This is a genomic window from Rhodococcus sp. 05-339-2 (genome assembly GCF_002258965.1).
In the GTDB taxonomy this organism is placed as follows: domain Bacteria; phylum Actinomycetota; class Actinomycetes; order Mycobacteriales; family Mycobacteriaceae; genus Rhodococcoides.
The window spans coordinates 381,376-408,126 of record NZ_NOYW01000016.1; the positions used below are offsets into that span (position 1 = coordinate 381,376).

Here is a 26,751-nt window from a genome sequence, read left to right on the forward strand (position 1 = left end):
CGCCCATGAGGTCGGAGATCTGCGGCCGAATCTGCTGGTTCACCAGCGTCCACCGCGCGCGACTACCCGCCGATCAACTGCGATTCCGAACGCCGAGGTTCGCAGCGAAGGTACTGGAACCGACAAGAGCCGGGCCGCGTCCAAGGACGTAGACGTCCGCGAGAAATGGGTGAGGCAATGCGTAGGGCACGACGATGGATGCCGGCGATGGCGGTGCTGGTGATCGCCGCGGGCTGCTCGAACACCACCGATGATGACGCCGTCGCCGACGCCACATCGAGTGGGGCGGCCAGTACGACCAACCCCGCGCCGACGCCCTGGGACCCCTGCACCATCCCCGACGAGGCCATCGAACGAGCGGGATTGAACGTGGACACCAAGGAATCGGGAGTCTTCGGGCGGGATCAATACGGATTCAAGATCTGTGGGTGGGAAGATCAACCGCCAAGCAACAAGTACTACTTTTCGATATTCGTCGGACTCGAAGGCATCGACTACATCAACGACCCCGCTACCTTCGATCGGCTTCAGCCCGTGCGCGTGGGTACCCGCGACGCAACCCAGTATCAGCAGGTCGGTGCCGACGCATCTCTGAACTGCGGCGTTGCTTTCACCGAGGGCATCCAATTGATCAGGGCAACAATTATCACTGATGCCACGGTCCGCAATCCTCCTTACGACCCGTGTACGGAGCTCAACACAGTGGTCGCCTCCCTGGATTCCGAGCTTCCGCGCTAGTCATCACCGACCGAAGGGTGCCGAATTCATGACAAGTCCACAGCCGAACCTCATCGCTCACTGGCATGAACTCAACGCCCAAGCCGACGCCGGCACGATCACAATTCCTGCCGAAGTCGCTGCCAAATGCGATGCAGCGTGTGTCGCCTACATCGCACATCTCAGCGACATGAAACGTAATGCCGTCCAGCTGGGCGAGTTCCAAGACTGGGGCGACTTGAAGTCCGCCCAAGACCTGCGCGATAGATTCCTCAGGAAGGCCACCGGCACCGATCGATCACTCGACGTGATTCTTCAGCAGCACATCGAGGTCATCGAATCAATGCGGATGCTCTTTCGGCGCTACTTCGACGAGACCGAAGCTACCGACACTCAGACGTCGGCCAACATCACCGCACTCGCTCCGGGAAGCTAGCAGCGCAACACTTTTCGATGGACTTCGACCTCGCGTTTGTCGTTGTCCAGTCGCCGTTCGACCGGCAGATAGCCGAGTGAACGCCACCATCCGATGCTCTCGACCATGCTGACCATCGGACCCACGAACACATGGGTCCACCCCTGCGCCGCAAGCCTGCGCTCGAGCTCCGCCAGCACCGGATTCGCCACATAATCGTGGCCCTCGTCCGCGTCGACGATCAGACTCCCCACCCATGGCTGTCCCTCGCGCGGATGCGGAACAAGCAACGTCACCACTCCCACGATTCGTTCTGCTACACGAATCACCAAACAATGGGAGTTCTCCATAACCGTGTTGTGCCACAGGAACTTCTCGACATCCTCCGTGGTGAATGCGGTGACACCGGTGTGCAACGTACTCGCGTCGAGGAACTCGGGATTGCTGTTGAACACCGCCAGGAAGTCCTCAGGACCATCGCTGCCCTCTACCTCGCGGACCGTATACGAACCCGCGGCGAATCCGAATTCCATTCCGCCACGATAAGTCCACTACCCAATCCACGCCCTTCATCGTCATTCACGCCCGCTCCAGGCGGTGTGAATCCCCACGAGGGGCGTGAATCCCAGCATCGGGCCACTTACGTGACACCTGGTCCGTAATTGCACATGACAGTTGTCAGCAGTTCGCCATGACGCCCGAAACGACCTGGCAATTGGCGTTGACCTGCGCTTTCTCCGAGGTGGAGAGTCTGATGTGTCGCCGAGGAACACGGCTGAAGATCCACAGACGAAAGAGCGAAGGGAATTGCAATGATCACGCAGAATTCGACTCGCACCGAGGCGGTGGGTACCGAGACAGCACTCGCGGTACACGCCACCGGTGTCCACAAGTCGTTCAGCGACTCCACGGGCTCGAAGTTCCGCGCCGTTCGCGAGTTGAACCTCTCGATTCCCCGCGGGCAGGTTGTGGCGTTTCTCGGGCCGAACGGCGCAGGCAAGAGCACGACGATCGACATGATCCTCGGACTCACCGAACCGGACGGCGGCACCATCGAGGTGCTCGGCACCGATCCGCTGACCGCCGCGTCGACAGGACGCAGCGCCGCGGTACTGCAGTCCGGTGGACTGTTGCCGGACGTCACTGTCGGCGCCCTGGTCGCGATGATGGGCTCGCTGTACATCGGGGCCGATCCTGCCGCCGCGATCACCCGCGCCGGACTCGGTGAACTGGTGAATCGACGCGTATCGAAATGCTCTGGTGGCGAACAGCAAAAGGTGCGGTTCGCTCTCGCGCTCCTCTCGAACCCCGAACTGCTGCTGCTCGACGAGCCGACCGCCGGTATGGATGTCACTGCCCGCAAACACTTCTGGCAGGCGATGCGTGCGCAGGCAGCCACCGGCACCACCGTCATGTTCGCCACCCACTACCTCGAAGAGGCGCAGGACTTCGCCGATCGAATCGTCGTCATCGTCGACGGTGCCCTCGTCGCCGACGGCACGGTGGCCCAGATCAAGGCCACCGTCTCCAATCGGACCGTCGACGCCAACCTGCCACGCTCCGAGGCCGAATTCGTTGCAGCGCAGTCCGGCTCGCGGCTACAGGAACTCGCCAACGGCCGGTTCCGCTTCGTGTGCACCGATACCGACCCCGTGGTGCGCGCACTGAGCACGTCGACCTCCGCGACAGATATCGCGATCGTGTCGGCCTCACTCGACGAAGCATTCTCCGCGCTGACCGACCGCACTCACCAGAACTGAGGACATCCGATGACCACTATGACCTCACTACGCCCCCGCCGCGGACTACACCCCACGTTCGTACTACACGACATCCGTAGGCAGATCACCCCACAGAATCTGATCTTCACCGTCGCGCTGCCCGCCGTGCTCTACCTCGCCCTGTTCCGCGTCGTGGAACCCAGCGCCGGAGTCGACCTGCCGCACGGCAACTTTCAGGCCTGGATGATGATCGGAATCGCCGTCTACGGTGCGTCGATCGGCACCATCTCGCGGGCCGCGGGCATCTCGAACGAGAAGGCCAACGGCTGGCTGCGGACAATTCGCCTGTCGCCCTTGGGTGCCGGCGGCTACGTCGCATCGCGCATCATCGCCTGCCAGGTGTACGCGGCCATCCCGGTCATCGTGGTCGGCCTCCTCGGAGCACTCACCGGAGCCCGCGCCGACGCGATCGTCTGGATCACCGGCCTCGGAGTCGCCTGGGTCGGATCTGCCATCTTCTCTGCTCTCGGCCTGGTGCTGGGGATGCTGCTGCCACCCGAGGTCGTGACCCACGTTCCAGGCGTCGTCATGACCGGCCTCGCCTTCCTGGGCAACATCTTCATCCCGCTCTCGGGCGGCATGCTCGCAATCGCACAGGTGACACCGCTCTACGGTGTGGCGACGTTGGCCCGCTACGCGCTGACCGACGGCTACAACCTCGACGGATCGCACGCCTCGCTCGCAGGTGCCCTCATCAACGTCGCAGCCTGGTTTTTCGGATTTTCCTTCGCCGCCGTCCGCCGATTCGCTGGGGCGACCGGCCGCCAGTGACATACAGGTCACGGTTGCCCAGCGCCTGGGCGTCGTTCATAGTGTGGGTTCCTCACCCGGAGAAAGTGACAGCAGTGACCACGCAGAAAACCGATGCCCGACGCGACGAGCGGTTCCCCAGCGCGTTGGTCGCGTTCGCTGCAAGTTGGTTCGTCGCCGCATTGTTCACTTTCATTTCCCTGACCACCGTGTTCAATCATCGAGAAACCATCGGTTACGGGCTCGCGCTGCTGGCAGCGTCGATGGTCGTCTTCGTTGCGGTAGTCATGGTGTTGATGCAGCGCATGTTCGTAGTGGGACGCGTCGATTCCCGGCTGAAGATTGCGGCATGGATCGCCATTCCGCTCGGCATCATCGTGGTCCCGATATCCGAGGTGTGGGAGATGTACGCGATGTCGGTGGCAATCGCGTCGATGCTGGTTCGCGGGCGTTGGGCACCAACGGTCGTCGGTGGGTTACTCGTAATCGCGACGGTCGTCACCGTCGACGTGGACCGGGATGATCCTCTGCTGGTATTCATCATCACGCTGTTCACACTCGGCGTGACCATCGTGCTGGTTGCACTCACCGAACTTGCTCGCGCACTCGACGCACTGCACGCGTCACGGGAGCAGGTCGCGCGCCTGCTCGTCGATGCTGAGCGACATAGGATTTCGCGGGATTTACATGACGTCATCGGTCGCACTCTGGTGACCGCGCAGCTACGCAATCAGGCTGCACTGCAGATGTTCGAGAATCAGCCGGAGAAGGCCCGCGAGCAGCTCGGGCATGTGCACGACGTTCTCAACAGTGGTCAGGCCGATCTGAGGAGGATTACCAGCGGACCCATCCTCGACGACTTCGTGTCGGAGCTGGCAGCCGTCGAAGCGATGTGTGCCCGGCTGGGCATCGAGTGCTTCACCTCGGTGGAAGCCCCGCCGGGCAGCGACGTCGATCGTGTCTTCGCCGCGGTCGTTCGTGAATCGTCCACCAACATGCTCAAGCATGCTCACCCACGCAGATGCGCCGTTCGAGTTACCGCCGAGAAGGACTGCGACGTCTTCGAGTTCACCAATGACGGCGTCACCCGTGAGGAGACCGACGCAGGTACGGGAACCGGGATCGCCGCACTGACCCGTCAGGTGGAAGACGTCGGAGGCAGATTCATAGCCGGTAAGACGGCAGCGGGTACCGAGTTTCGAGTCGTGGCCACCATCCCGAGGGCAAAGGCAGACGTATGACGATCACCGTGCTGCTTGCCGAGGACGTCGCTCTACTGGCCGAAGCCTTCGAGGTGTTGTTGTCCACCGACCCGGACATCGAGGTGGTCGGACGAGTGTCCCGAGGCGACGAGGTCTGCGAGGCCACCACCAGGCTCCAGCCCGACGTCATTCTGATGGACATCGATATGCCCGGGATTACGGGCATCCAGGCGACAGCGGCCCTTCGAGCGGCGGACAACCGCACACCAGTTCTGTTGCTCACCGCCCTACCCGGCAGCGGGCATGTGCACGACGCCCTCGCCGCGGGTGCGAATGGGTATCTGCTCAAGAGCACAGACGCAGTGCATCTCTTCGCCGGCATCAAAGCTGTGCATTCCAAGCACACCGTCATCGATCCGGCGCTTGCCGCCGAAGCATTGCGCGCTGGGCCGAATCCGTTGCGAGAGCGCGAACTCGACGTGTTGCGGCTCGTCGATCAAGGGTTGTCCACCAAGCAGATCGGCGAACGCTTGTTCCTCAGCCCTGGAACCGTGCGCAACTATCTCTCGAGCATCATCACCAAGTTGGACTCGAGCAGCCGACTCGAAGCGATCAAGTCCGCACGTGAGAACGGGTGGCTTTAGATCAGCCTCCGTGTGCTTCGACGGCCACGGGCTGCCATTCGCGCCAGTTGGCCAGTCGCGACTCGTAGTCCTTCGTCGCGATCTGCAGTGGTGCATCGCCGAAAAAGACTCGCAGTGGCGGCTTTTCGGCGTCGACGACCTTGAGCAGTGCCGACCGTGTCGCGCTCGGATCACCGGGAGTTGCCTGCCGGGCACTGCGCAGCTTCGCAGCCTTCTCCCGAATCGGGTCGTACGCGGAGATGTCGGTGGACTTCTTGGCAGACGGGCCGGACCAGTCGGTGGAGAACCCACCCGGCTCGATCAGCGTCACGTGGATGCCGAAGTCCTCGACCTCCTGCGCCAGTGCCTGACTGAATCCTTCGAGGGCCCACTTGGAGGCGTGGTACGCACCGACGTTCGGGAATGCGGAGATTCCGCCGATGGACGACACCTGCAGGATGTGGCCACTCCCCTGCTCACGCATGAACGGCAGGGCCGCCTGCGTCACCCACAGCGCGCCGAAGACGTTGGTCTCGATCTGCGCGCGGGCATCTTCCTCGGAGAGTTCCTCGATCATGCCGAACTGGCCGTAGCCGGCGTTGTTGATGACGATGTCGAGCGAACCGAACTTGTCGTGGGCCTGCTGCACAGCCGCGAAGTCGGCCGCGCGATCGTTCACGTCCAGTTCGATCGGCAGGATGGCGTCGCCGTATTGCTCGACAAGATCCTTCAACGTGTCGGTGTTGCGGGCAGTTGCTGCGACCCGGTCGCCGCGCTCGAGCGCGGCGATAGTCCACTCACGGCCGAAGCCCTTGGAGGTGCCGGTGATGAACCATGTCTTCGCTGCCATGAATCTCGTCCCTTCGCTGCACGGACAGAAGTAGGGACGACGCCCGCTGCAAACGCCTCTCGGCGAGTGGTCGCTCGAAGCGACAAATGGGGTGAGGCCCGGGGCTTGCCAAGCGGACGCCGTCAGGGGTTCCAACGAGACACCCCCGCCGACTATTCCCCACCCGTCAGCTGTGTTCGGTGATCATCACTGCCATGGTGTTCGGCTCCAACGCTTCGAAGATATGCGGCACATCGCCGGGGTAGGCCACGTAATCGCCCGGAGCCAGCTCGACGGCCTCGCCGAGCGGCCCGACCATGGCTCGTCCCGCGCTGAGCACCACGTGCTCGACGACACCCGGCGAATGCGGATCCGAACGCCTAGGTTCGCCGACGTCCGCGCTGATCAAGTAGATGTCTCGGCGGGCGTTCGGCGGAGACGACGCCAGCAGGGTGGCCGTGTAGTCCGCTCTGTCCGACGCGAATCTCGGCCCCTCCCCCGCACGGATCAGGCGGACCGACTGCTTCGCGGGCTCGACCAGCCTGGAGAACGGCACGTCCAGCGTGACGCTGAGTGCCCACAGAGTCTCCAGGCTCGGATTTCCGGTACCCGATTCCAGTTGCGACAAAGTCGATTTGGCGATGCCGGCACGGCGGGCGACTTCTGCGAGAGACAGGCCGACGCGTCGTCGCTCCTGCTGGAGAGCGGCAGCGATGGCCGCAATCGGTGGACCGGTATCCGCCATTCGTTCACTCCATCGGTACGTCCGTTTGATTTGACGAACAGACTAACAGGGTCCACTATAACGACCATGCGTTCGACATGGCGAACCCTGCAGGGGGTCAACATCCGCGACATTGCGTTGGTCTGCTTGGCCGACGCCTTGGTCGGGGCATCGTTCGGTGCCATCTCCGTAGCCGCGGGCCTGCCACTGTGGCTTCCGGTCGTGATGTCACTGGTGGTCTTCGCGGGCTCGTCCCAGTTCATCTTCGTCGGAATTCTGGCGGCCGGGGGAAATCCCGTTGCCGCTGTGGCCAGCGCGTTGCTCGCCAACATCCGACTGGTTCCGCTCGGCTTCTCCATCGGCGAGGTGTTTCGGAACGTCGCACCACTGAAGCGGCTACTCGGCACTCACCTCATCACCGACGAGGCAGTGGCCTTCAGCGTGGCCGAACACGACGAGGGCAGCCGTCGAACAGCGTTCTGGGTGTGCGGGATCGGACTGTTCGTCACCTGGAACATCGGCGTGGCGATCGGCACCCTTGGCGGTGGAGCGATCAGCGATACCGCCGCACTCGGTCTCGATGCCGCATTCCCGGCCATTCTGCTGGGACTGATCATGCCTGCGCTCCGAGACCGGGCAACCCGCAACGCAGCCCTCGCCGGAGCGTGCATTGCGCTCGTCGCGTCGATGTTCCTGCCCAGCGGACTACCCGTTCTCCTGGCACTGATCGCCGTCGTACCGGCCATGTTCTCCAATACCCCTGCCGCACAGAAGGAATCCGCATGAACCTCACGATTCCCCTGCTCGCGTTGATCATCGGCACCTACGCCCTCCGCATCGCCGGCCCGGCACTCCGAACCCGAGTCACCATCTCCCCTCGCATGGACAAGGTGATGACCACCGCAGTCGCCGCCATCTTCGTGGCACTGGTCGCCACCTCGACGCTCCTCGTAGGCAAGGACTTCGCCGGATTCGCGTTACCCGCAGGAGTAGCTGTCGCTGCCGTACTCGCCTGGCGACGAGCGCCGTTCGTGGTCATCGTTCTCGCCGCAGCCGCCACCACTGCGGGGCTTCGATGGGTCGGCGTCGCCTGAGTCTGCAACACTGGGTTGGTGTCCGAGTCCCCTGTTCAGTCCGTCGATCGCGCGATCGAGGTGCTCGAATACCTTGCCGACCACGGTGAATCCGGCGTGCAGGACGTTGCGGCGCACCTCGAAGTGCACAAGTCCACGGCGTTTCGCCTGCTCAGCGCACTGGAGTTTCGCCGACTCGTCGAACAACCAGGCGAGCGCGGCAAATATCGCCTCGGCATCGGTTTGATCCGCCTCGCCACGTCGGTATCCGCGCAACTCGACATCACCCGCATCGCCCGACCGATCCTGCAGGAACTCGCCGACACCATCGGCGAGACCGTCAACATCGCTGTGCCGGACGGCAACGTCACCGTCAATATCGATCAGGTCCGCGGCGGTTCGTCGATCATCAGTCACAACTGGCTCGGTGAGAGATCTGCTCTGCATGCGACGTCCAGCGGGAAAGCACTGATGGCGTACGACGACTCGCTTCTGAAGGCCGGAGTCGACGGTCATCTCGAACTGTTCACCGCCAACACCATCACCACCAAGACCGATCTGCTCGACGAGATCGAGACGGTCCGGTCCACCGGAATCGCCTACGCGCGCGAGGAGTTGGAGATCGGACTGAACGCGACAGCGGCCACCATCCTCAGCTACGACGGCTCCGCGGTGGGTGCGATCACCGTCTCGGGCCCCGCCTACCGACTGGACGAGGACCGCCTCACCGCGGCAGGGGTGTCCGTTCTCGCTGCTGCACAGCGCGTCTCGACGCTATTGGGTTGGTCCGGCCAAGCGTGATCCGACCCAGTCGTGAAACGCCCTGATGTGATGCTCCGCCGGCACCAGCACGCCGCCGTCGCGATACATCCGTGACGACATCGCCGGCTGGCACCGCTCGCACGCCTCGAAGTCCTGCTCGTTGACGCGATGGAACAGCTCCACACTCTTGTCCATCGTCGCCGCGCTGTGCGGATCTGCCACGACTGCAGGGGCATAGAGCCAATCGCATTCGACGACCGTTCGATCGACGGACATCGGGAACATGCGATGGATGATGACGTGGTCGGGAACCAGGTTGACGAACACCGTCGGCCTGATCGTGATGGCGTAGTACCGTCGATCCCGATCCTCCCCTACCCCGTCGAGGGCGTCGAATCCGTGGGAGCCGTCGACGGTGAAGCCGGCTATGTCACTGCCGAACTCTGCACCGTGCCCCACGTACGTCTGTGCTGCCATGCCGTCGGCGAACTCGGGTAGCACCTCGGTGAGCTCGGGATGAATCGTGGCGCAGTGGTAGCACTCCATGAAGTTCTCGACGATGAGCTTCCAGTTGGCCTTGACGTCGTAGACGATCCGGCGCCCGAGGGCGAGTGATTCCATGTCGTACGAATCGATGGCACCCACACCTCCGAGTCGTTCGCGGACGTCGCCCTGCACCGTGTCCTCGAACGACGGGGCCTCCTCGGCAACGCACACCCAGACGTATCCGAGCCATTCCCGGACATGCACCTTCCGGAGCCCGTACTCCACCCGATCGATCATCGGCATATCGATCAGGTTCGGAGCTGCGATCAGCTTGCCGTCGAGATCGTACGTCCATGCGTGATAGGGGCATTGAAAGTTTCGACGCACCGTGCCCGACGCCTCGGTGCACAGAGTCGCGCCGCGATGTCGGCAGATGTTGAAGAACGCGGTCACGCCGCCCTTCCGATTGCGGCTGACCAGGATCGACTCTCGACCGACCTGAACCGTGCGGAATTTTCCGGGCTCTGTGATGTCGTCCGATCTGACGGCGCAGAACCACATCTGCTCGAAGATCTGCTCCTGCTCGCGAACGAAATATGCTGGATCGACGTACGTTTCGCCGCCCAACGTCGGGAGCAGAGTGGGCTGCAGTTCGGGATCGACCATGGTCATGCCGACACCGCGCATCTCGCCGGGTCGAACAGCGCTATCGGGTGTGACGTGGCCCCGTCGATCGCGAGGTCGGCCAGAACTTCTCCGATGACGGGAACGAACTTGAACCCGTGGCCCGAGAACCCGCACGCCACAGTGACATTGGCGTGGTCCGGATGCTTCGCCAGTACGAAATGCTCGTCCGGCGTCGTGGTGTACATGCAGGTCCTCGCATCCAGGTGTGGTCCCGACAGCGCCGGGAACGTGGTGACGATGCGCTCCTGCAGTCGAGCGATCTCTTCGGGATGCACTGTGCGGTCGATGGTGTCGGGATCACACGGTGTCCCGGCGCGGAAGAACGAGATCTTCACACCGCCGCCGTCCCCGTCGATGGCCGGAAAGCCGTAGATCTGATCCGGCCCGTCCCCGCAGATGTAGACGGGGTGGTGCGAGCTGTCGAAGGCCGCTTCGCCCGATTCCGGGGTGACCCAGTGCATCACCTGCCGTTCGACCACCAGCGGTACGCCGATCTCGGCCAACAGCTGCGGTGCCCACGCTCCCGGTGAAATGACCAGTGCTCCAGCGGTGTACGTTCCGGCCACCGTGGTCACGGTCACCGAGGAGTCGGTGGATTCCCAACCGAGCACCTTCTCGTCGTAGCGCAGTTCGGCACCGGCAGCCTCGGCGAGATCGAGATGTGCGGCCACCGTCGTCTCCGGTCGCGCGATGCCCGCCTTCTCCTCGAAGAGGGCGAACTCGTCGGACCTGAGTCGGACCGTCGGGAAGCGTCGCTGCGCCTCGGCAGGGTCGAGTACGTCGTGCTTCAGGCCCCACTTCTCCGACGCCCGCAGGCTTCCGCCGAACGTGAGCCCGTCGGGCCTTCCCACATAGAGGCCACCGGTTTCGGTGAACACATCGCGCCCACTGTCCGCGGCGAGGTCGTGCCACAGTTCGTACGCGCGCAGGAGCAACGGCACGTAGGCCGGGTCCTCGAAGTACGACTGCCGGTAGATGCGGGAGCCGCCGTGACTCGATCCCAGCGCATGCGCCGGTCCGAATTGGTCGATACCCAGCACCCGCTGCCCGCGTCGGGCGAGGTGACAGGCGGCGGCGCTACCCATGCCGCCGATACCGAGGACGATCACGTCATACGTCATATCAACACCTGATCTTGTTCATGTCGGGATCCACCAGCGGTTCGGCCATGACAGTCGCGGGTAGTAGGTCTCGGAAGTACTGCACTGCAACATGATCACCGGGTTGCAGCCCTGCCGGTAGCCAGGCGTAGGCCACAGTCTTGCCGACCGTGTATCCGTACGCGGCGCTGGTCACGTACCCGACCACGGTGCCGTCGCGCAGTACCGGTTCCTTACCCATCACCACGTGAGACGGGTCGTCCAACGTCAGGCAGGTCAGCACCGGGCCGTCGCCTCCTTCGTGCAGCGCCGAGGCTCCGACGAAGTCACCCTTGGCTTTTCGCACCGCGAAGCCGAGGCCCGCCTGATACGGATCGTGTTCGGTGGTCATGTCGGTGCCCCACGACCGGTAGCCCTTCTCCAGTCGGAGGCTGTTGAACGCACTCCGTCCTGCGGCCACGACGCCGTGCGCCTGCCCGGCCTCCCACAGGGTGTCCCACAGGCGCAGTGCTGTATCGGCATCGGCGTACAGCTCCCAGCCGAGCTCTCCGACGTACGACAGTCGCAGCGCCAGGACGTCGACCCCGCCGACATGAATGGTCCTACCGTTGAAATACTTCAGCCCTGTGTGCGAGATGTCGGCCGAGGTGAGCGGAGCCAGCACCTTCCGCGCCAACGGTCCCCAGAGCCCGATACAGGCAGTGGCACCGGTGATGTCGCGAACGTACACGTCACTGCCGGCATGACGCAGCATCCAGTCCTCGTCGAGCGGACCGTTCACTCCCACTTGGAACCGATCCTCGGCAACTCGGGCGACGGTCACATCGCTGCGAACACCACCGGTCGCGTCCAGCATCAGTGCGTAGGTGACGCTGCCGACCTTCTTGTCGAGCTGGTTGGTCGTCAACTTCTGCAGCAGCGCGAGCGCACCGGGTCCGCCGACCTCGAGGCGTCGCAGCGGCGTCATGTCGTACATCGCCACCGCCTCGCGGGTGCGCCAGGCCTCGACGGCGCTGATCGGTGACCAGAACTTCGCCGACCACGGCTCTCGCTTCGGCGCCTGCCACTGTTCCGGAAGTTGTTCGAGCAGAACGCTGTTCGACTCGTACCAGTGCGGTCGCTCCCAGCCGGCACCGTCGAGGAACATCGCGCCGAGCTCCTGCTGACGACCGTAGAACGGGCTCACTCTCAGCGGCCTCGGTTCAACCTTGGGCTGCAGTGGATGGATGATGTCGTACACCTCGACGAAGTTCTGCGCACTGGTGCGCGCCACGTTCGACTGCACCAGGTCGGTCTTCTCGAATCGGTAGAGGTCGCACTCGTGCATGTCGATCTCGCTGTGCCCGGTGATCATCTGCTCGGCGAGCGATTTCGCGACGCCGGCAGAATGCGTCACCCAGATCGCCTCGGAGACCCAGAACCCCTGCACTTCTCGTGATTCTCCGACGATCGGTGCGCCGTCGGGTGTGAAGGAGAAGATGCCGTTGAACGCGTGTTGTATTTTCGCGTGTTCGAGCGTGGGAAGGAGCTCGGTGCTGCGCTGCCAGGCGTCGGCGAAATCGGCTTCGGTGAACGGCATCGACGACGGCATGTTCTGCGCGGTCACGTTCTCACTGGAACCGAGTTCGCGAGAATCGACGGGCATGGGACGGTGGTGGTACGAGCCTATTCCCAGGTGATCGCCGTGTTCGCGGTAGTAGAGCCGCTCGTCCTGATGACGGAGGATGGGCAGAACCGCTTCGGTACGAGCTCGACGCGACGGCAGGTCCAACTCGGTCGTGTGCGCGTACTGATGCGCCAGGGGCTGTAGCGGCACCGTCATACCGAGAAGCTCGCCCAGCTCCGGCCCCCAGAATCCGGCGCAGCAGACGACGATATCGGCCTCGAAGGTGTGATCGCCCGCCCGCACGGCCGTGACTCGACCGTTGCTCCGGTCGATCGACGTGACGTTCATGCCGCCGATGAATCGCGCCCCGCGCGCAGTGGCCAGCTCGGCCTGCGTCGAGCTGGCCTTGACGGCCTTGGCCAGTCCGTCGTCCGGGGTGTGCAGGCCGGCGAGTACCCGGCCGCGATCGAGCAGGGGGTACAGCTCGAGACAGCGTTCGGCGTCCACCACCTCCGAGGTCAGTCCCCAGGAGCTGGCGAAGCCGTGGCGTCGATGCAGTTCGTCGACGCGCTCGGGCGTCGTTGCCACCTCGAGGCCACCGACGTCGAGGAAGCAATCGAGGCTCTTGAACTTGGCGGCCGTGTAGGCCGCGAAGCGCGACATCGATCGGGACGAATTGGTGGCGAACACCAGGCCCGGCGCATGCGAGGTGGAACCTCCGGTGAGCGGTAGCGGGCCCTTGTCCAGGACGGTCACGTCCGTCCAGCCACGTGCGGTGAGTTCGTCGGCGAGGCTGCAGCCGACGATTCCGGCACCGACGATCACAACCCTCGGGATGCTCGAGGACATGACACGCTCCTAAGGGGTGTACGTCGAGTTGATTTAGTTGCACAATACGAACTGCACTTCGTATAGCGCAACAGATTCACACGATCGAAACTCGAGCGTTCCATCGCCGCAACGGGGTGATCCCACGCTGGGTACAACACGAGCACTGCACACCCTCAGGTCCCCGGAGGCCCGACCATGACCGCAACGTTCTCCACCCGCGTCCTGCTCGACGTCGGTCGCGCCGAGGATCTCCCCGACGGCGAGGCCCTGCGCATCACCCCGGCCGGCGCACCACCGATCGCGATCTTCAACGTCGAAGGTGAGTTCTTCGCCATCGACGACACCTGCACCCACCAGGACGCCTCATTGTCCGAAGGCTGGGTGGAGGACTGCGCCGTCGAATGCCCGCTCCACACAGCATGTTTCGACCTACGCACCGGAGCGGCACTGGGCGCACCCGCGAAGATCCCCGTACGTACGCACGCCGTACACGTCGAGGACGGAGTCATCCGCATCGCGGTCACTCCGTGAAGTCGGTGACCGTGGTCGGAGCCTCGCTCGCCGGGGTGGCCGCAGCCCGCGCACTGCGCGATCAGGGTTTCGACGGCCGCATCACGATGATCGGCGACGAAGTGCACCTACCGTACGACCGACCGCCACTGTCCAAGAGTTTCCTTCTCGGTGACGAATCCGCACTGCCACTCGACATCGACGGTCTGGACGTCGAGTGGCGTCTCGGTTGTGCGGCCACCGGCCTGTCGGGAACCACGGTCTCGACCGCATCCGGTGATATCGGTGCCGACGCGGTGGTGATCGCAACCGGAGCTGCGCCGTGCCGGCTCCCCGGCACCGTCGGGATCGACGGAATTCATGTGCTGCGCAGCCTGGACGATGCGCGTGCACTGCGGTCTTCGCTGTCGTCGGGAGTTCGGGTCACGGTGGTCGGAGCCGGGTTCATCGGCAGCGAAGTCGCCTCCACTGCAGTGGGAATGGGCGCTTCGGTGACCGTCGTCGAAGCCTCGGAGACTCCGCTCGCTCGCGTGTTCGGCAGTGAGCTGGGCTCACTCATCGCCGGGTGGCACCGCAACGCCGGTGCGGCACTGCTGACCGGAGTATCGGTAGCCGCATTCGTCGTCCAGGCGGGCCGGGTACGTGCGGTGGAATTGGCGGACGGTTCGATGATCGAGTCCGACGTGGTCGTCCTCGGCGTCGGTTCGACGCCGAACGTCGGCTGGCTCGACGGATCCGGCCTGGACATCCACGGCGGAGTGGTGACCGATCACCGCGGCATCACCTCCAACCCAGCCGTCGTCGCCGTCGGGGACTGCGCTGCAGTGCGAGATGCCGCCGGGGTGATTCGCCGCGACGAACACTGGACCTCCGCCGCCACACGTCCTGCCGTCGCCGTCGAGGCACTGCTGACCGGTGGGTCCAAGGGGTTCACCGGACTGCCGTACGTGTGGTCCGACCAATACGCCGCGCGAATCCAGTTCGCCGGACATCACGGACCCGACTGCATCGCCGACATCGTCGAGGGCGACCCCACCACCGGGCCCTTCGTCGCTCTCTACCGACACAACGACCGCCCGGTCGCCGTTCTCGCGGTGTCCTCACCGCGATCCTTCGGCAAATGGCGCCGTCAGGTGGTCGATACCTCGACCCTGATGACCTGACCGTTCCCTGTTTCCCTCCGCCGACGGCACCCCCTAGGTCCACTCGATGTGACATTGACCCCCGAAAAGGCCACCGAATGTCACATTGAGTACCCACCAACGGCAACAATGGTGATCGAACACGGGAATCGATTGTCGACTTTGGGAGCAGCAATGACCGCGCTGGATGCAGTACGACGACGGTGGCCGAAGACGATGCCGCTGCAGCCGCTGCCGTCGGAGTCGTGGGCCAAGCAGGAGCCCACTTGGAAGGGTGCGAATCCGCAGGTCATCGAGTCTGCTTTGAAGCGTGCGAAGACGCGGACCTCGGGCAATTGGTTCGTGTTCGCTGCCAGTCGTGACGTCAAGGCCGACAAGCCGTTCGGCAGGTATGTCGGCACCACCGAATTGGTGGCCTGGCGGGACTCTGCGGGCAAGGTGCACATCGGGCCGGGTGCGTGCCCGCATCTGGGCGCTGCGTTGGATACCGCGAAGATCGAATGCGACACATTGGTCTGCCGCTGGCACGGTCTTGCTCTCGGGCCGAAGGGCAAGCCCGGTTGGCGTCCGGTGCCCGCGTTCGACGACGGGGTTCTGGTGTGGGTTCGGCTCGACGAGCTCGGTGGTGAGGAGCCGACGCCCGTCCCCGTGGTTCCGATCCGCCCGCCTGCTTCGACTGCCATCGCCGGTGTGGTCACTCTCGTCGGCAAGTGCGAGCCCGACGACATCATCGCCAATCGACTCGACCCCTGGCACGGTGCGTGGTTCCACCCGTACTCGTTCGCACGGCTGAAGGTGGTCAGCGCGCCCACCGACATCGATGTGCCCGAGGAGGACGATCGCTTTCTCGTCGATGTGACCTTCCGCGTCAGTCGTGGCATCGGTGTGCCGGTGCGGGCCGAGTTCGTCTGCCCCGGTCCCCGCACCATCGTGATGCGCATCCTCGACGGTGAGGGCGCGGGCAGCGTCGTCGAAACCCATGCGACGCCGTTGGCCCCCGCGCCCGACGGCACACCGCGTACCGCCGTCATCGAAGCCACGATCGCAAGTTCGGATCGACCGGGATTCCAGATGGCGCGCAAGGCGTCCGGTCTCCTGCGACCGGCGATGAACTTCACCGCTGCACGGTTGTGGAAGGACGATCTCGACTACGCCGAGCGACGCTACGAGCTGCGTTCGCAGGGCCGGGCTTGATCTAGCCTTCGACGAACTGGGCGAGTTGCGCGATGACGGTACCCCAGCCGTCGTGGAAGCCGTACTCCTCGTGCATCTTTCGGTCTTCTTCGTTGCGGTGCATCACGTGGGCGTTGTACTGGGTTCCGTCGGGGTGGTCGGACAGGGTGATCACCGCGGTCATGAACAGCTGCGGTGCCGGCCGCCACCCTTCGACGAGGGAGTTGGTGAACACGATGCGCTCACCGTCGTCGACGGCGAGGAAGCAGCCGTCGATGTGCGGAGCGAAGTCGCCACCGGATTCGCTGATGAGGGTCCGGAAGGCTCCACCCGGTCGCGGGTCCCAGCCGTCCACCCGGCACAGAGCAGGCGCAGGGATCCACCACCTCTCGAATTTCGACGGGTCGATCCACGCACTCCACACTCCTGCGCGTGGAGCCTTGATCACGCGTGAAATGGTCAGGTCGAGGGAAGGATCGATCGATGTCATTGCGCTTCACTTTCTTTCGCGGTGTCGGTGACGAACTGTTCGAGGCGATCGGTGCGGGATTCCCAGACGGCTCGTTGCTCGCGTAGCCAGTGATCGGCCACGTCCAGGTTGGCTCGCTCGATCGTGCATGCACGAACACGGCCCACCTTGCGCGTGCGAATCCAGCCACTGCGCTCGAGCAGATGAATGTGTTTCATGAACGACGGCAGAGTCATGTCGAACGGTTCGGCAAGTTCGCCCACCGTGGCCGGTCCGGAGCTCAACCGGCTCAACACTGCCCGCCGGGTCGGGTCGGCCAGTGCCTGAAACACATCATCGAGAACGGTCGAATACTGAGCCATAAGGCACACTATCCCCCAGTCATATTTAGCGCAAGAGCTAAGTATCGAAACCGACTTCTCTGATCACGACCCATGCTGCGGCACAGCACTATTGGATCTGAAAAATTTCTGAGAACCTCCAGAAAACCCCTTGGCACTCGAAGGGTCAGAGTGCTAATTTCTGATCTGCACAGTTGAGGAGCGACTCGCCACAGGGGTGAGCGCATCTGGGTACAGGAGGTGGTTGCTGTGCTTCGTTTCGATCCGTTCCGTGATGTCGATTCCCTCACCTCGGCCATGCTGGGTGCCTCTTCCGGTTCGGACCGCGCCCCGCGATTCATGCCGATGGACCTCTACAAAGTCGACGACCACTACGTGCTCAGTGCCGATCTTCCCGGCATCGACCCCGGATCGATCGATGTCGACGTCGACCGCGGTACGTTGACGCTCACCGCTCATCGATCCGCTCCGGAAAACACAGGGGTGCAGTGGATTACCTCGGAGCGATTCGCCGGCACGTTCCGCCGCCAGGTCTCGCTGGGTGACGGCGTCGATACCGAGCGCATCTCCGCGGCGTACGACAACGGCGTTCTGTCCATCACCATTCCCCTCGCCGAACGCGCGAAACCACGCAAGATCGACATCGCACACGCCGAGCAGAAGTCCATCGAACACGAATCGACCTGACCCGAAACGGACAGCCGACAGATCACGAAAACCATTGGGGTGATGCACTATGCCATCCGAGGCGGTGGTGTGGACGGAATCGGCCGACCGTGAGCAGTGGTGGCGCACGGTGGTGGGTGTCGAGACGAGCATCAGGGAATGCTCGACGGCGGATGTGCTCGATCAGTGTCGAGCCGAGCCTCTCGACGACGATCTCTACCCGCACACACAGCAAGCAGCGTGACGAGAAGGGCCGGTACCGAATACTCGGTGCCGGCCCTCCGTCATCGGGACCTCTACAGAGACAACGAGAAGAACGTGCTCGATGGATCGAGCACGTAGTCCCCGAACGGCGGGCACTCGACGAATCCGTGGCGCACATACAGCCTGCGTGCCGCAGCGAAGTAGTCTTGGGTTCCCGTTTCCAGGCTCACCCGCCCGTACCCACGTCGACGCGCATCGTCGAGAACATGCACGAGCAGGCGCGAGGCGACACCCTGCCCCCTCGCCGCCCCCGTGGTCCGCATCGACTTCAGCTCGCCATGATCCGGGGTGAGCTCCTTCAGCGCTGCGATACCGCACAGTGTGTCGGCATCCCAAGCCGTCCACACGCAGACGTCGGACGCACGCAGACCCGACAGATCCAGGGCATGCACACTCTCGGCAGGCGAGGTGGCGTTCATGTCCGCGAGATGCTCGGTGAGCAGCGCCTGCACCTGCGGACGCGACAGATCGTCGACCTCGATCCGCATGCCGGAACTCACCTGTTCATGAGCCTCTCGATGGCGTCGAACATCTTGAATCGTCCACTCGTCGGCACTGTTTCGATGTCGTGACCGGTGACGCCCCAGCTCGCCAACAGTGTGTTCGCGGCCTGCAGCCCGGTGGTGGCCGCACGTTCCATCAGCGCCACCGGCAGATCTATACGGATTCCGTCGCCGGCAAGTACCAGTGCGGGTTCGGGGGTGCGGACGGTGGGGCGCTCGGCGAACGCGCCGAGGCCGAACATGGGGCAATCGTCACGCCACTCGGATCGTTCTGCGATCACCTCTGCATCGGCGGTTTCCGGATAGATCTCGTGCATCCGATCCATCAACTGCTGACGCGTGACCTCCTCGGATTCCTCGGCGGCATAGGCGTGCAGTTCGACGACGGAGCCGCCGGTGCGGGCAGCCCATTGCGCGGCCTCGTCCTCGAACCGCTCGAGCACGCTGATGTTGTCGATCGGAGGCATGCCACCGGTGCCGATGAAGGCGGGGCGATCGGCGTTGACGGCCTTGCTCAACCACACGCGGTGCACCAGGAACGGCGGTGTGTTCTGCAGCGCAGCAACCTGTTTGCGCCAGTCGGGCGTCCCCAGCTCGGGCGACTGCTCGAGCACTCGCTGCAATCCGGCGATGTCCGTCGCCAGTACCACCGCGTCGGCGTCGATGATGCCGCCTGCGTCGACGCGAAACTTTCGCAACCCGCCGCGGCTGATCTCGCCGCACGGAGTTGAGGTTCTGATGTCGACTCCGAGTCCGGTGAGATACTCCCCCAAGGGGTTCCACAGAGCCTGCGGGTACGGGTCACGGGGAACGTCGAAGATCAGGCCCTCGGAGGAGCCGAGGAAGTAGATGTGGAACATCATGGCGAGCTCGGCGGCAGACATCTTCTCGGGGTCGGCGAAGAAGCTGCGGGAGAACACTCCGAACGCCAGGTGCCGCGCGGCCTCGGGGAAGTTGATGTTGCGCAGGAACTCTGCGGCGGGAGTGGTGTCCAGCTCGTCGAAGGTCTTGGGCACGCTGACCGTCATCAACGGCAGTGCCGCAATACCGTTGAGGTCGGTGAGGTCCTTCCACCGGAACGTCGGACTACGTTTGACGAACGCGAAGGCGTTGAGTGGCGGCGTTTCGGGCAAGCCCTTGAATCCGTCTATCCGGCCGTCACCGTCGATCAGTGGGTAGTCGTCCACCGGACGCAGCCGAGCCAACTCGGGGTCGGTGCGGCGGAGCAGGTTTCGCAGGTTGTAGTACTGCCGAAAGAACGCATGGAAGCCGCGGCTCATGGTGGCGGGTGAGCCGTCCTCGAGCGTCGTGTCCCATCCGCCGACGCGGCCGCCGAGGTAGCTCTCGCGTTCGACCACGTGCACTTTCACCCCCCGCTCGGCCAGCGCGGTCGCAGCGCTCAGACCCGCGATGCCACCGCCGACCACCACCACCTGCGGGACGTCCGCCAGCTGTGCGGCGTCGGAATACCCTTGCACCGCAGCATGAGTGACTCTCTTGGAATCGGTCAACGCTCTTCCTCCGCGGGACGAGAGCCGAGGAACGTGTGCACCACACCGTTCTGCCAACCGGTCATGGTCTCTCTGGCCACCCCGGTGTAGCCGGCTCGCTGCATCCGCCGCATGAAGGCCGAGGCACCGTCGAAGGTCACGACGCTGCGCCACAGGTGCCGGTACAGGGTGGCGTCGCGCGTCGCCAGCCAGCCGAGAGGAATGATGATGCCCCAGCTCACCACGTTCCAGGAGATCCTGGCCCGCAGCGAGTCGTGCACCGAGTACTCGTGGAATGCGATGGTCGAGCCCGGACGCAGCAGGGACAGAAGCGATTTCAGCTCCGTGTCGGGATCGTCGACGTTCCTGATGAGGTACGCGGCGAGTATCGCGTCGAACGGACCGTCCACCCCGTTGATCGCCAGATCCTCGACGCGTGAGTGCACGAACGTCACGTTCGACGGCCAGTCCTTGCTCCGCGCGACCTCGAGCATCTCGGCCGACGCGTCGGCGGCGACGATCTCGGCATGCGGCGCGGCTTCGAGCAGCGCTGCAGTGGATGCGCCGGTGCCACAACCGATGTCGAGCAGACGCAGGCCTGCACCCAGGTTCGGGATCCGCAGCCGCTTGGCCGACTTGAGCAGGTGTTCGTGGTAACCGGGGTTCGCTCCGACGAGCCGGTCGTACGCCTTGGCACCGACATCGAATGCCCCGGGAACTTCGTTGCGCGGCAGTCCGCCCTTACCGACCTTCACAGTGCCTCTTCCTTGCTGACGCGGGCCGAGGGCCCACCCTGGACCGATACGACATCACCGTGCTGCAACTGCCGTCCGCGCCGCACATCCACATCCCCGTTGACACTGACCAGACCGTCGGCGATCACGCCCTTCGCCTCGGCACCGGATTCGATGAGGTTGGCGAGCTTGAGGAATTGACCCAGTCTGATCGATTCGTCGCGGATGGGGACATCGTGTGCGTCGGACATGTCTCCATCCTGTACTAGCAAGCCGTTCGCTGCTACCAACCGGTCACATCGACGAACGGAACCGGCGCAACCGCAGGCTGTTGCTCACCACGAACACCGACGACAGCGCCATCGCGGCACCGGCGAGCATCGGGTTGAGCAGGCCCGCAGCGGCCAACGGCACAGCGGCGACGTTGTAGGCGAAGGCCCAGAACAGGTTGCCCTTGATCGTGCTCAAGGTGCGCCGGGAGAGCCGGATGGCATCGCCCACGGCCCGTAGATCACCGCGCACCAACGTCAGATCGCTGGCCTCGATCGCCACATCGGTGCCCGTACCCATCGCAAGCCCCAGGTCCGCCGTGGCGAGGGCGGCCGCGTCGTTGATGCCGTCGCCGACCATCGCCACCACCTTGCCCGACGCCTGCAGTTCCCGAACGGCATCGACCTTGCCCGTCGGCAGGACACCGGCGATGACCTCGTCGATTCCCACCTCGGCGGCGATCGTGCGAGCGGTGGCCTCGTTGTCGCCGGTCAGCATGACCGGGGTCAGGCCGAGTGCCCGCAGTTCCGCGACGGCCTGCTTCGAAGTCGGCTTGACCGAGTCGGCGACCACCAGCACTCCGCGGGCCCTGCCGTCCCAGCCGAGAGCGACGGCGGTGCGTCCCTGCCGTTCGGCGGCCTCGAATGCATCTGCGAGTTCGGTGGGTAGAGGCATCGACCAGTCGGCCAACAACGAGCGACGCCCGACGACCGCGGCGCGACCGTCCACGACGCCCTGCACCCCGAGGCCGTCGAGGCTGGTGAATTCTTCGACGGCCATGGACTGGGTCGAACCCGCGATGGCGCGGGCGATGGGGTGTTCCGAACCCGATTCCAACGCTGCCGCCACGGCACGGACCTCGGTCTCGTCCTCACCGTCGGCCACGTGAACCGACTGCAGCGTCATCTCACCGGTGGTGACGGTCCCGGTCTTGTCGAGTACGACGGTATCGATGCGGCGCGTGGATTCGAGGATTTCCGGGCCCTTGATCAGGATCCCGAGTTGAGCGGCCCGGCCGGTGCCGACCATCAGCGCAGTCGGTGTGGCCAGGCCGAGCGCGCACGGGCACGCGATGATGAGCACCGCGACTGCAGCAGTGAACGCGCCCGCTGCGGAACTGCCTGCACCGAGCCAGAATCCGAGGGTCGCGACCGAGATCGCGATGACGATCGGCACGAATATCCCGGAGATGCGATCGGCCAATCGCTGCGCCTGCGCCTTGCCGGTCTGCGCGTCCTCGACGGCCTTCGCCATCTGCGCGAGCTGAGTGTCGGATCCGATTCGCTGAGCTCGCACGGTGATTCGGCCACCGACGTTGAGCGTCGCGCCGACCACTGCGTCGCCGACGCCGACCTCCTCGGGCACGGATTCGCCCGTCAGCATCGATCGGTCGACGGCCGAGGAGCCGCTCTCGACGGTGCCGTCGGTGGCGACCTTCTCGCCCGGACGAACGACGAACAGATCGCCGACGGCCAACTGCTCGATCGGAATCTGTTGTTCCGTATCGCCTTTCAGCACGGCCACCGTCTTGGCACCGAGGTCCATCAGAGCGCGCAGCGCCGCGCCGGCCTGGCGCTTGGATCGGCTCTCGAACCATCGTCCGGCCAGGATGAAGGTGGTCACGCCCGCTGCGGCCTCGAGGTAGATGTTGCTCGCCCCGTCCGTACGCGCGATCGTGAACTCGAACGGATGCGTCATACCCGGGGTGCCTGCGGTGCCGAAGAACAGTGCATAGAGCGACCACCCCAACGCCGCGAGGGTGCCCATGCTGACGAGGGTGTCCATGGTCGAGGTGCCGTGCCGCAGATTGGTCCATGCGGCGCGGTGGAACGGCAGCGCGCCCCATACGACCACCGGCGCGGCGAGAGTCAACGACAGCCACTGCCAGTTGGTGAACTGCAACGCCGGAATCATCGCCACCGCGATCACCGGCACGCTGAGCACCGCCGAGACGATCAGTCGCTGCTTCAACGGGTCGGCGGGAGGCTCATCGGCCGGTTCGGCCGCAGGCAGAGAGGCGGTGTAGCCGGCAGCTTCGACGGCCGCGATCAGGTCCTCGGTGGCCACGCCGTCACTGGTGACGCGTGCCTTCTCGGTGGCGTAGTTGACCGTCGCGGATACTCCGTCGAGCTTGTTGAGCTTGCGTTCGATGCGGTTGGCGCACGACGCACAGGTCATGCCGCCGAGGATCAGTTCGGTTTCCTGGCTCATGCCTGCCCCTCCCGTGCTTCGATGGTGAATTCGGCTGTGTGCACGACGCCCCCGTGCTGAAAGTCCAGGAAGAGCGCATATGTTCCCGCGGTCGGCGCGGCGACGGTGAAGTCGACCGTCGGTCCCGGCGGCCCGTCCTCGGGGTGAACGTGTAGATAGGCGAGGTCGTCGGCGCGGAGGGCCACCAAGTGTCCGTACGCACCGAGATACGGCTCGAGATCGGTGACCTCGCGGCCGTTCTGCGCGATCGTCAGGGACACGATGGAGTCCTCGCCTGCGGTGACCGATCCGGTGAGTGTCACGTCGTATCCGTCGACCCTCGATGTCACATTCGGTGTACTCAGGGGCTCCGGCCGATAGTCGCCGGGAACGGTCAACTCTGCCCCGAGGGTGATGTTCTTCCCGCCGGCCGGGGTGAAGTCGGCGAACAGGCGGTACGGCCCGGATCGGGTGAGATCGAGAGTCGTCGACCATGTTCCCGACGCGTCGCGCGTCGGATGGACGTGCTGGAAGTCGGTCAGATCGCGCCGAACGACGATGAGGTGCAGTTCCTCGGTGTGCATGAGGTCGTAGTCGGTCAGTGCCGCCCCGTCCGGTCCGCTGATCGTGAAGGCGACCGGTACGTCCGGTCCCGATTCGACGACCGATCGTTCGACCGAGAGTGTGTAGCCGTCCTGGGTGGCCTGGAGCCCGGCTGGCACTGCAGTCCGGGCAGCCGTCTCGTCGTGCGCGTCGTGGCCGGTGTGCGACGCGGCTGCGGTCGCCTGGGCGTCGGGTCCGATCTTGTCCCCGACGAACAGCGCCGCCAGGAACAGGAACGCCATCCCGACGAAAAATCCGACGAGCTTGGTGGGTGCGTCGAGCTCCTGCCGTTCTGTGTTCACGGCATTACCCTACCCCCCCAGGGTATCTATTCGGTAGTTCAGAGTGTCATCTTGTATCCGACGTGGGCAAGCCCGGGAATGACGGTCTACTGCAGCGCTCCCACCACCTCCTCACCGTGCATCGCCACGACCTGCAGGTTTCGCGGGTCCGATGAGATGTCGTCGAAGGCGGTGCGATACCGATCCATGTCATCGGCGCGCTCCCGCGTGAGACCCAGCGGGTCGTCGACGAGCAGAGCCACGATCGATTGGAGGTCCGACGCCACCGCCTCGCGCACGACGCACATCGACCCACAGGTCAGGTCGAATTCCGTCGATGTCATTCGTCTGCGAAAAGCCATGCGTGCGACGGTAAATGATGCGGTTTGTAACGCGAACGACCCGACCGACGAAACCCCGGGTAACCCATTGGCAACTGCAGTGGGGATCGGTTCGGGCGGACATGATGGGGATCGAAGACATGAATGTTGGCAAGTCGAAGCGTGCGCGCGTCGCGCTGAGCGCGTTTGCGATCGGAGCCCTCGGTGCCGGAGTAGTCGTTGCCGCACCGTGGTCGACTCCGTCCACGAGCACCGAGGCATCGATCGAACTGGTCTCGACCGCAACCTGCTACGACATGGTGAGCATCGCTATCGGCGGCCGCGGCGACACCCCGCGCGAGGGCGTCAAGTGGCTCACCACCCCCGAGGGCGAGCGGCTCCCCGCAGCGATGTCCGGCGACTACTCCAGCGACTGGATCGACCAGGCCGTCCGTGCGCCCAACAACGGCAACGTGGTTCCGGACTCCTACGCCGCGGTGTACGTCGAATACCCGGCAGACCTGGCGAGCTACGAGAACGCCGTACAGACCGGCGTCACCAACTCGCAGACCATCATGAGGACGATCTCGGCGTCCTGCCCCAAGACCCGCTTCGCCATCGTCGGCTACAGCGAGGGCGCAGACGTTGCCCGCCGCACCGCGATGGAGGTCGGTAACCAGGTTGCGTCCGCCGACGGCACCTACGGAATCGTCGACCCCAACCAGGTCGTCGGTGTCGTCATCTTCGCCGACGCCGGCCGCGTCGCCGGGGAAGGACCGTTCCCCGGCGCCGAGAACCCGTTCAGCAATCCGGACGGCTTCGACACCCGGTACCAGAACGGCAACAACGCAATTCCCGGTCAAGGAGCACTACCCGGTACGTCCGGTGGATTCGGAGCGCTCGACGGCCGAGTGGCGTCCTTCTGCTCCGACGGCGACCTCACCTGCGCACTGCCCGCCAACACGTCACTGATTCACCTCGCCGCCAACGTCGGTCGCCAGGTCAACGCCGACGCGCTGCAGAACGAGAACCTCAACCCCGCCACCGGTGCCGATCTGGCGCTGGCACTGGGACGCATCGCCGTCAATGCCTTCAACGACATTGCTTCTCAGCCCAATTGGATGCAGAGCGACGAGACGTTCCTCGACGTGCTGATCAAGGTGTCGGAGCCCGGCTACAAGCCCGGCACAGTGACCACTCCGGTCTCGGCCAAGGTCGACGGCGAGCAGGAGCCCATCGAGACCGGTCAGATGGTCGACATGGTGTACCTGCCGCAGAAGATCTTCAAGGAGATCACCGGATTCATCTCCTCGAACCAGAACACCATCCCCGTCGTGATGAACGACCCGTACGGCCTCACCCTGGCACCCGGATCGGGACACCACTTCGACTACTGGCGCGACGCCGACGCCGCCAACGGCAAGCCACTGACCTCGGTGCAGTACGCAGCGGCCTGGCTGACCCAGCTGGCCGAGCAGGCCAACCGGGGCGAGCCGGTGAAGACCAAAGAGGTGCAGGAGAAGGCCGGACGTGCAGCGGTCGAGACGATCGTGGCACCTGTGACCACGTCGGCAACCACGACGCCGAAGGCCACCACGACCACCCCGGCAACCCCGTCGCCGATCGTGACCACCACCGTTCCGGTTGTGCCTGCACCCGTCACAACCGCCGAGACACCGGCACCCGCCGTCGTCGCGACGACCCCCGAGTGCACGATCCCCGTCGAGGGTGAAACCCCTGTCGAGGGAGCACCGCCGGTCTGCGTCACCGCAACCGAGACGGCTGCCGAGTCCGTGATTCCCACGACCACCGAGGTTGTACCTGCGCCGTAGTCCAGTGCATGCAGAACGCTTACGAGCCCGTCCACCGCATCATTCGGTGGGCGGGCTCGTGCGCTGTCGCATCACGCGATTCGCCGTCGAATTCACCGGACTCAGGCCGTGCCGCGTAGCTTCCCTCGGATCACGATGCCCACGATCCTCGACATGCACCATGGCAATCGCCAGAGGTACCGCTACGACCAGCCACAACAGCGGGGACAGCGGCAGTCCTACCCGGCCGAGCAGCGCCTCGGTGATGAGCGTGGCACCAACATACGAGGGCAAGGACATCGCCACGGCGACGCGGAAACCCAATGTCACATCGGAGACGTCGCCGGGCAGATCTCTGTTCCGGTTGTGATCGGCCATCCCATGCAGGCTACGGCCAC

Annotated in this window: 31 protein-coding genes; 15 read left to right on the forward strand and 16 right to left on the reverse strand. The window is 64.4% G+C overall.

Features of this window, described 5'->3' with window-relative positions:
• Positions 1–177 precede the first annotated feature (177 nt).
• Together CH273_RS15420 and CH273_RS15425 are read left to right on the forward strand one after the other, a co-directional pair.
• Positions 178–738: a DUF3558 family protein gene (locus tag CH273_RS15420; protein WP_230596966.1), complete on the forward strand. Its 561-nt coding sequence runs from the start codon at positions 178–180 to the stop codon at positions 736–738.
• Between the two features lie 28 nt (positions 739–766).
• A complete protein-coding gene (locus CH273_RS15425; RefSeq protein ID WP_032397078.1) occupies positions 767–1,153 on the forward strand; it encodes a hypothetical protein in 387 nt (128 codons plus the stop codon).
• On the opposite strand, the gene CH273_RS15430 is transcribed toward CH273_RS15425, so the two are convergent.
• Positions 1,150–1,665, reverse strand: coding sequence for a GNAT family N-acetyltransferase (locus CH273_RS15430; RefSeq protein WP_032397077.1), 516 nt, complete (start codon positions 1,663–1,665; stop codon positions 1,150–1,152). The genes CH273_RS15425 and CH273_RS15430 overlap by 4 nt on opposite strands.
• Positions 1,666–1,944: 279 nt before the next feature.
• On the opposite strand from CH273_RS15430, the gene CH273_RS15435 reads away from it, so the two are divergent.
• The 4 genes from CH273_RS15435 to CH273_RS15450 all read left to right on the forward strand — a co-directional run bounded on the left by CH273_RS15435 (position 1,945) and on the right by CH273_RS15450 (position 5,509).
• The gene (locus tag CH273_RS15435; protein WP_082322600.1) at positions 1,945–2,892 is read left to right on the forward strand and encodes an ABC transporter ATP-binding protein; all 948 of its coding nucleotides are present in this window, start codon (positions 1,945–1,947) and stop codon (positions 2,890–2,892) included.
• Positions 2,893–2,901: 9 nt separating this feature from the next.
• Positions 2,902–3,684, forward strand: a complete 783-nt coding sequence (locus CH273_RS15440) for an ABC transporter permease (RefSeq protein ID WP_032397076.1) — start codon at positions 2,902–2,904, stop codon at positions 3,682–3,684.
• Positions 3,685–3,758: 74 nt separating this feature from the next.
• Positions 3,759–4,904 (forward strand): sensor histidine kinase, encoded by a 1,146-nt coding sequence (locus CH273_RS15445; RefSeq protein ID WP_143546243.1) that lies wholly within the window; start codon positions 3,759–3,761, stop codon positions 4,902–4,904.
• Positions 4,901–5,509: a response regulator gene (locus CH273_RS15450; RefSeq protein WP_032397074.1), complete on the forward strand. Its 609-nt coding sequence runs from the start codon at positions 4,901–4,903 to the stop codon at positions 5,507–5,509. The genes CH273_RS15445 and CH273_RS15450 overlap by 4 nt, the downstream gene beginning before the upstream one ends.
• Before the next feature lies 1 nt (position 5,510).
• Here CH273_RS15450 and CH273_RS15455 read toward each other — a convergent pair whose 3' ends face one another.
• Together CH273_RS15455 and CH273_RS15460 are read right to left on the reverse strand one after the other, a co-directional pair.
• Entirely contained in the window at positions 5,511–6,338 is an 828-nt protein-coding gene (locus tag CH273_RS15455) for an SDR family oxidoreductase (RefSeq protein WP_032397073.1), read from the reverse strand.
• 166 nt (positions 6,339–6,504) lie between these two features.
• Positions 6,505–7,062: a helix-turn-helix domain-containing protein gene (locus CH273_RS15460; RefSeq protein ID WP_032397072.1), complete on the reverse strand. Its 558-nt coding sequence runs from the start codon at positions 7,060–7,062 to the stop codon at positions 6,505–6,507.
• A 66-nt stretch (positions 7,063–7,128) separates the two neighbouring features.
• On the opposite strand from CH273_RS15460, the gene CH273_RS15465 reads away from it, so the two are divergent.
• Genes CH273_RS15465 through CH273_RS15475 form a run of 3 tightly spaced genes read left to right on the forward strand, consistent with a single transcriptional unit; the run spans position 7,129 to position 8,915 of the window.
• Positions 7,129–7,827 (forward strand): AzlC family ABC transporter permease, encoded by a 699-nt coding sequence (locus tag CH273_RS15465; protein WP_032397071.1) that lies wholly within the window; start codon positions 7,129–7,131, stop codon positions 7,825–7,827.
• Positions 7,824–8,135, forward strand: a complete 312-nt coding sequence (locus CH273_RS15470) for an AzlD domain-containing protein (protein ID WP_032397070.1) — start codon at positions 7,824–7,826, stop codon at positions 8,133–8,135. Before CH273_RS15465 ends, CH273_RS15470 begins: the two co-directional genes overlap by 4 nt.
• Positions 8,136–8,153: 18 nt before the next feature.
• The gene (locus CH273_RS15475) at positions 8,154–8,915 is read left to right on the forward strand and encodes an IclR family transcriptional regulator (RefSeq protein WP_045200699.1); all 762 of its coding nucleotides are present in this window, start codon (positions 8,154–8,156) and stop codon (positions 8,913–8,915) included.
• Here the strand turns inward: CH273_RS15475 and CH273_RS15480 are convergent.
• The 3 genes from CH273_RS15480 to CH273_RS15490 are packed head-to-tail and all read right to left on the reverse strand — an operon-like array spanning position 8,889 to position 13,604.
• Complete coding sequence (locus CH273_RS15480; protein WP_032397365.1) at positions 8,889–10,034, reverse strand: aromatic ring-hydroxylating oxygenase subunit alpha; 1,146 nt, start codon at positions 10,032–10,034, stop codon at positions 8,889–8,891. The two genes, CH273_RS15475 and CH273_RS15480, sit on opposite strands and share 27 nt — an antisense overlap.
• On the reverse strand, positions 10,031–11,170 hold the full coding sequence (solA, locus tag CH273_RS15485; protein ID WP_032397068.1) for an N-methyl-L-tryptophan oxidase: 1,140 nt from the start codon (positions 11,168–11,170) through the stop codon (positions 10,031–10,033). Before solA ends, CH273_RS15480 begins: the two co-directional genes overlap by 4 nt.
• Before the next feature lies 1 nt (position 11,171).
• The gene (locus CH273_RS15490; protein ID WP_032397067.1) at positions 11,172–13,604 is read right to left on the reverse strand and encodes a GcvT family protein; all 2,433 of its coding nucleotides are present in this window, start codon (positions 13,602–13,604) and stop codon (positions 11,172–11,174) included.
• A 177-nt stretch (positions 13,605–13,781) separates the two neighbouring features.
• Between CH273_RS15490 and CH273_RS15495 the strand changes: the two genes are divergently transcribed.
• From CH273_RS15495 to CH273_RS15505, 3 genes are all read left to right on the forward strand, one after another.
• Positions 13,782–14,117: a bifunctional 3-phenylpropionate/cinnamic acid dioxygenase ferredoxin subunit gene (locus tag CH273_RS15495; RefSeq protein WP_179273657.1), complete on the forward strand. Its 336-nt coding sequence runs from the start codon at positions 13,782–13,784 to the stop codon at positions 14,115–14,117.
• Positions 14,114–15,259, forward strand: coding sequence for an NAD(P)/FAD-dependent oxidoreductase (locus tag CH273_RS15500; RefSeq protein ID WP_032397066.1), 1,146 nt, complete (start codon positions 14,114–14,116; stop codon positions 15,257–15,259). The genes CH273_RS15495 and CH273_RS15500 overlap by 4 nt, the downstream gene beginning before the upstream one ends.
• 153 nt (positions 15,260–15,412) lie before the next feature.
• Positions 15,413–16,432 (forward strand): DUF5914 domain-containing protein, encoded by a 1,020-nt coding sequence (locus CH273_RS15505; RefSeq protein ID WP_032397363.1) that lies wholly within the window; start codon positions 15,413–15,415, stop codon positions 16,430–16,432.
• Position 16,433: 1 nt separating this feature from the next.
• On the opposite strand, the gene CH273_RS15510 is transcribed toward CH273_RS15505, so the two are convergent.
• Both CH273_RS15510 and CH273_RS15515 read right to left on the reverse strand, forming a co-directional pair.
• Entirely contained in the window at positions 16,434–16,901 is a 468-nt protein-coding gene (locus CH273_RS15510) for an SRPBCC family protein (protein WP_032397065.1), read from the reverse strand.
• Positions 16,898–17,242, reverse strand: coding sequence for an ArsR/SmtB family transcription factor (locus CH273_RS15515; RefSeq protein WP_032397064.1), 345 nt, complete (start codon positions 17,240–17,242; stop codon positions 16,898–16,900). The genes CH273_RS15510 and CH273_RS15515 overlap by 4 nt, the downstream gene beginning before the upstream one ends.
• 228 nt (positions 17,243–17,470) lie before the next feature.
• Between CH273_RS15515 and CH273_RS15520 the strand changes: the two genes are divergently transcribed.
• Both CH273_RS15520 and CH273_RS27730 read left to right on the forward strand, forming a co-directional pair.
• Positions 17,471–17,908 (forward strand): Hsp20/alpha crystallin family protein, encoded by a 438-nt coding sequence (locus CH273_RS15520; protein WP_032397362.1) that lies wholly within the window; start codon positions 17,471–17,473, stop codon positions 17,906–17,908.
• 49 nt (positions 17,909–17,957) lie between these two features.
• Positions 17,958–18,131 (forward strand): hypothetical protein, encoded by a 174-nt coding sequence (locus CH273_RS27730; protein ID WP_155290817.1) that lies wholly within the window; start codon positions 17,958–17,960, stop codon positions 18,129–18,131.
• 52 nt (positions 18,132–18,183) lie between these two features.
• On the opposite strand, the gene CH273_RS15525 is transcribed toward CH273_RS27730, so the two are convergent.
• The 7 genes from CH273_RS15525 to CH273_RS15555 all read right to left on the reverse strand — a co-directional run bounded on the left by CH273_RS15525 (position 18,184) and on the right by CH273_RS15555 (position 24,584).
• A complete protein-coding gene (locus CH273_RS15525) occupies positions 18,184–18,639 on the reverse strand; it encodes a GNAT family N-acetyltransferase (RefSeq protein ID WP_032397361.1) in 456 nt (151 codons plus the stop codon).
• A gap of 8 nt (positions 18,640–18,647) precedes the next feature.
• On the reverse strand, positions 18,648–20,165 hold the full coding sequence (locus CH273_RS15530) for an NAD(P)/FAD-dependent oxidoreductase (RefSeq protein WP_032397063.1): 1,518 nt from the start codon (positions 20,163–20,165) through the stop codon (positions 18,648–18,650).
• The gene (locus CH273_RS15535) at positions 20,162–20,899 is read right to left on the reverse strand and encodes a class I SAM-dependent methyltransferase (protein WP_032397062.1); all 738 of its coding nucleotides are present in this window, start codon (positions 20,897–20,899) and stop codon (positions 20,162–20,164) included. Before CH273_RS15535 ends, CH273_RS15530 begins: the two co-directional genes overlap by 4 nt.
• Complete coding sequence (locus CH273_RS15540) at positions 20,896–21,129, reverse strand: RNA-binding S4 domain-containing protein (protein ID WP_032397061.1); 234 nt, start codon at positions 21,127–21,129, stop codon at positions 20,896–20,898. The genes CH273_RS15535 and CH273_RS15540 overlap by 4 nt, the downstream gene beginning before the upstream one ends.
• Positions 21,130–21,172: 43 nt before the next feature.
• Positions 21,173–23,359 carry a heavy metal translocating P-type ATPase gene (locus CH273_RS15545; RefSeq protein ID WP_032397060.1) on the reverse strand — a complete coding sequence of 729 codons (2,187 nt, stop codon included), beginning with the start codon at positions 23,357–23,359 and terminating at the stop codon, positions 21,173–21,175.
• Positions 23,356–24,243 (reverse strand): hypothetical protein, encoded by an 888-nt coding sequence (locus CH273_RS15550; RefSeq protein WP_032397059.1) that lies wholly within the window; start codon positions 24,241–24,243, stop codon positions 23,356–23,358. The genes CH273_RS15545 and CH273_RS15550 overlap by 4 nt, the downstream gene beginning before the upstream one ends.
• An 86-nt stretch (positions 24,244–24,329) precedes the next feature.
• On the reverse strand, positions 24,330–24,584 hold the full coding sequence (locus tag CH273_RS15555; protein ID WP_143546244.1) for a hypothetical protein: 255 nt from the start codon (positions 24,582–24,584) through the stop codon (positions 24,330–24,332).
• A gap of 104 nt (positions 24,585–24,688) precedes the next feature.
• On the opposite strand from CH273_RS15555, the gene CH273_RS15560 reads away from it, so the two are divergent.
• Positions 24,689–26,374, forward strand: a complete 1,686-nt coding sequence (locus CH273_RS15560) for a cutinase family protein (RefSeq protein ID WP_032397058.1) — start codon at positions 24,689–24,691, stop codon at positions 26,372–26,374.
• A gap of 39 nt (positions 26,375–26,413) precedes the next feature.
• On the opposite strand, the gene CH273_RS15565 is transcribed toward CH273_RS15560, so the two are convergent.
• The gene (locus tag CH273_RS15565; protein ID WP_032397057.1) at positions 26,414–26,731 is read right to left on the reverse strand and encodes a hypothetical protein; all 318 of its coding nucleotides are present in this window, start codon (positions 26,729–26,731) and stop codon (positions 26,414–26,416) included.
• Positions 26,732–26,751: the final 20 nt, after the last annotated feature.

Excerpts from the sequence above, each read along its gene's own strand:
- CH273_RS15510 (WP_032397065.1), bottom strand. The coding sequence starts at position 16,901 with ATGACATCGATCGATCCTTCCCTCGACCTGACCATTTCACGCGTGATC.
- CH273_RS15455 (WP_032397073.1), bottom strand. The coding sequence starts at position 6,338 with ATGGCAGCGAAGACATGGTTCATCACCGGCACCTCCAAGGGCTTCGGC.
- CH273_RS15450 (WP_032397074.1), top strand. The coding sequence starts at position 4,901 with ATGACGATCACCGTGCTGCTTGCCGAGGACGTCGCTCTACTGGCCGAA.
- CH273_RS15430 (WP_032397077.1), bottom strand. The coding sequence starts at position 1,665 with ATGGAATTCGGATTCGCCGCGGGTTCGTATACGGTCCGCGAGGTAGAG.
- CH273_RS15565 (WP_032397057.1), bottom strand. The coding sequence starts at position 26,731 with ATGGCCGATCACAACCGGAACAGAGATCTGCCCGGCGACGTCTCCGAT.
- CH273_RS15555 (WP_143546244.1), bottom strand. The coding sequence starts at position 24,584 with ATGGCTTTTCGCAGACGAATGACATCGACGGAATTCGACCTGACCTGT.
- CH273_RS15545 (WP_032397060.1), bottom strand. The coding sequence starts at position 23,359 with ATGAGCCAGGAAACCGAACTGATCCTCGGCGGCATGACCTGTGCGTCG.
- CH273_RS15425 (WP_032397078.1), top strand. The coding sequence starts at position 767 with ATGACAAGTCCACAGCCGAACCTCATCGCTCACTGGCATGAACTCAAC.
- CH273_RS15490 (WP_032397067.1), bottom strand. The coding sequence starts at position 13,604 with ATGTCCTCGAGCATCCCGAGGGTTGTGATCGTCGGTGCCGGAATCGTC.
- CH273_RS15460 (WP_032397072.1), bottom strand. The coding sequence starts at position 7,062 with ATGGCGGATACCGGTCCACCGATTGCGGCCATCGCTGCCGCTCTCCAG.
- CH273_RS15540 (WP_032397061.1), bottom strand. The coding sequence starts at position 21,129 with ATGTCCGACGCACACGATGTCCCCATCCGCGACGAATCGATCAGACTG.
- CH273_RS27730 (WP_155290817.1), top strand. The coding sequence starts at position 17,958 with ATGCCATCCGAGGCGGTGGTGTGGACGGAATCGGCCGACCGTGAGCAG.
- CH273_RS15505 (WP_032397363.1), top strand. The coding sequence starts at position 15,413 with ATGACCGCGCTGGATGCAGTACGACGACGGTGGCCGAAGACGATGCCG.
- CH273_RS15515 (WP_032397064.1), bottom strand. The coding sequence starts at position 17,242 with ATGGCTCAGTATTCGACCGTTCTCGATGATGTGTTTCAGGCACTGGCC.
- CH273_RS15470 (WP_032397070.1), top strand. The coding sequence starts at position 7,824 with ATGAACCTCACGATTCCCCTGCTCGCGTTGATCATCGGCACCTACGCC.
- CH273_RS15495 (WP_179273657.1), top strand. The coding sequence starts at position 13,782 with ATGACCGCAACGTTCTCCACCCGCGTCCTGCTCGACGTCGGTCGCGCC.
- CH273_RS15435 (WP_082322600.1), top strand. The coding sequence starts at position 1,945 with ATGATCACGCAGAATTCGACTCGCACCGAGGCGGTGGGTACCGAGACA.
- CH273_RS15420 (WP_230596966.1), top strand. The coding sequence starts at position 178 with ATGCGTAGGGCACGACGATGGATGCCGGCGATGGCGGTGCTGGTGATC.
- CH273_RS15560 (WP_032397058.1), top strand. The coding sequence starts at position 24,689 with ATGGGGATCGAAGACATGAATGTTGGCAAGTCGAAGCGTGCGCGCGTC.
- solA (WP_032397068.1), bottom strand. The coding sequence starts at position 11,170 with ATGACGTATGACGTGATCGTCCTCGGTATCGGCGGCATGGGTAGCGCC.
- CH273_RS15440 (WP_032397076.1), top strand. The coding sequence starts at position 2,902 with ATGACCACTATGACCTCACTACGCCCCCGCCGCGGACTACACCCCACG.
- CH273_RS15480 (WP_032397365.1), bottom strand. The coding sequence starts at position 10,034 with ATGACCATGGTCGATCCCGAACTGCAGCCCACTCTGCTCCCGACGTTG.
- CH273_RS15465 (WP_032397071.1), top strand. The coding sequence starts at position 7,129 with ATGCGTTCGACATGGCGAACCCTGCAGGGGGTCAACATCCGCGACATT.
- CH273_RS15525 (WP_032397361.1), bottom strand. The coding sequence starts at position 18,639 with ATGCGGATCGAGGTCGACGATCTGTCGCGTCCGCAGGTGCAGGCGCTG.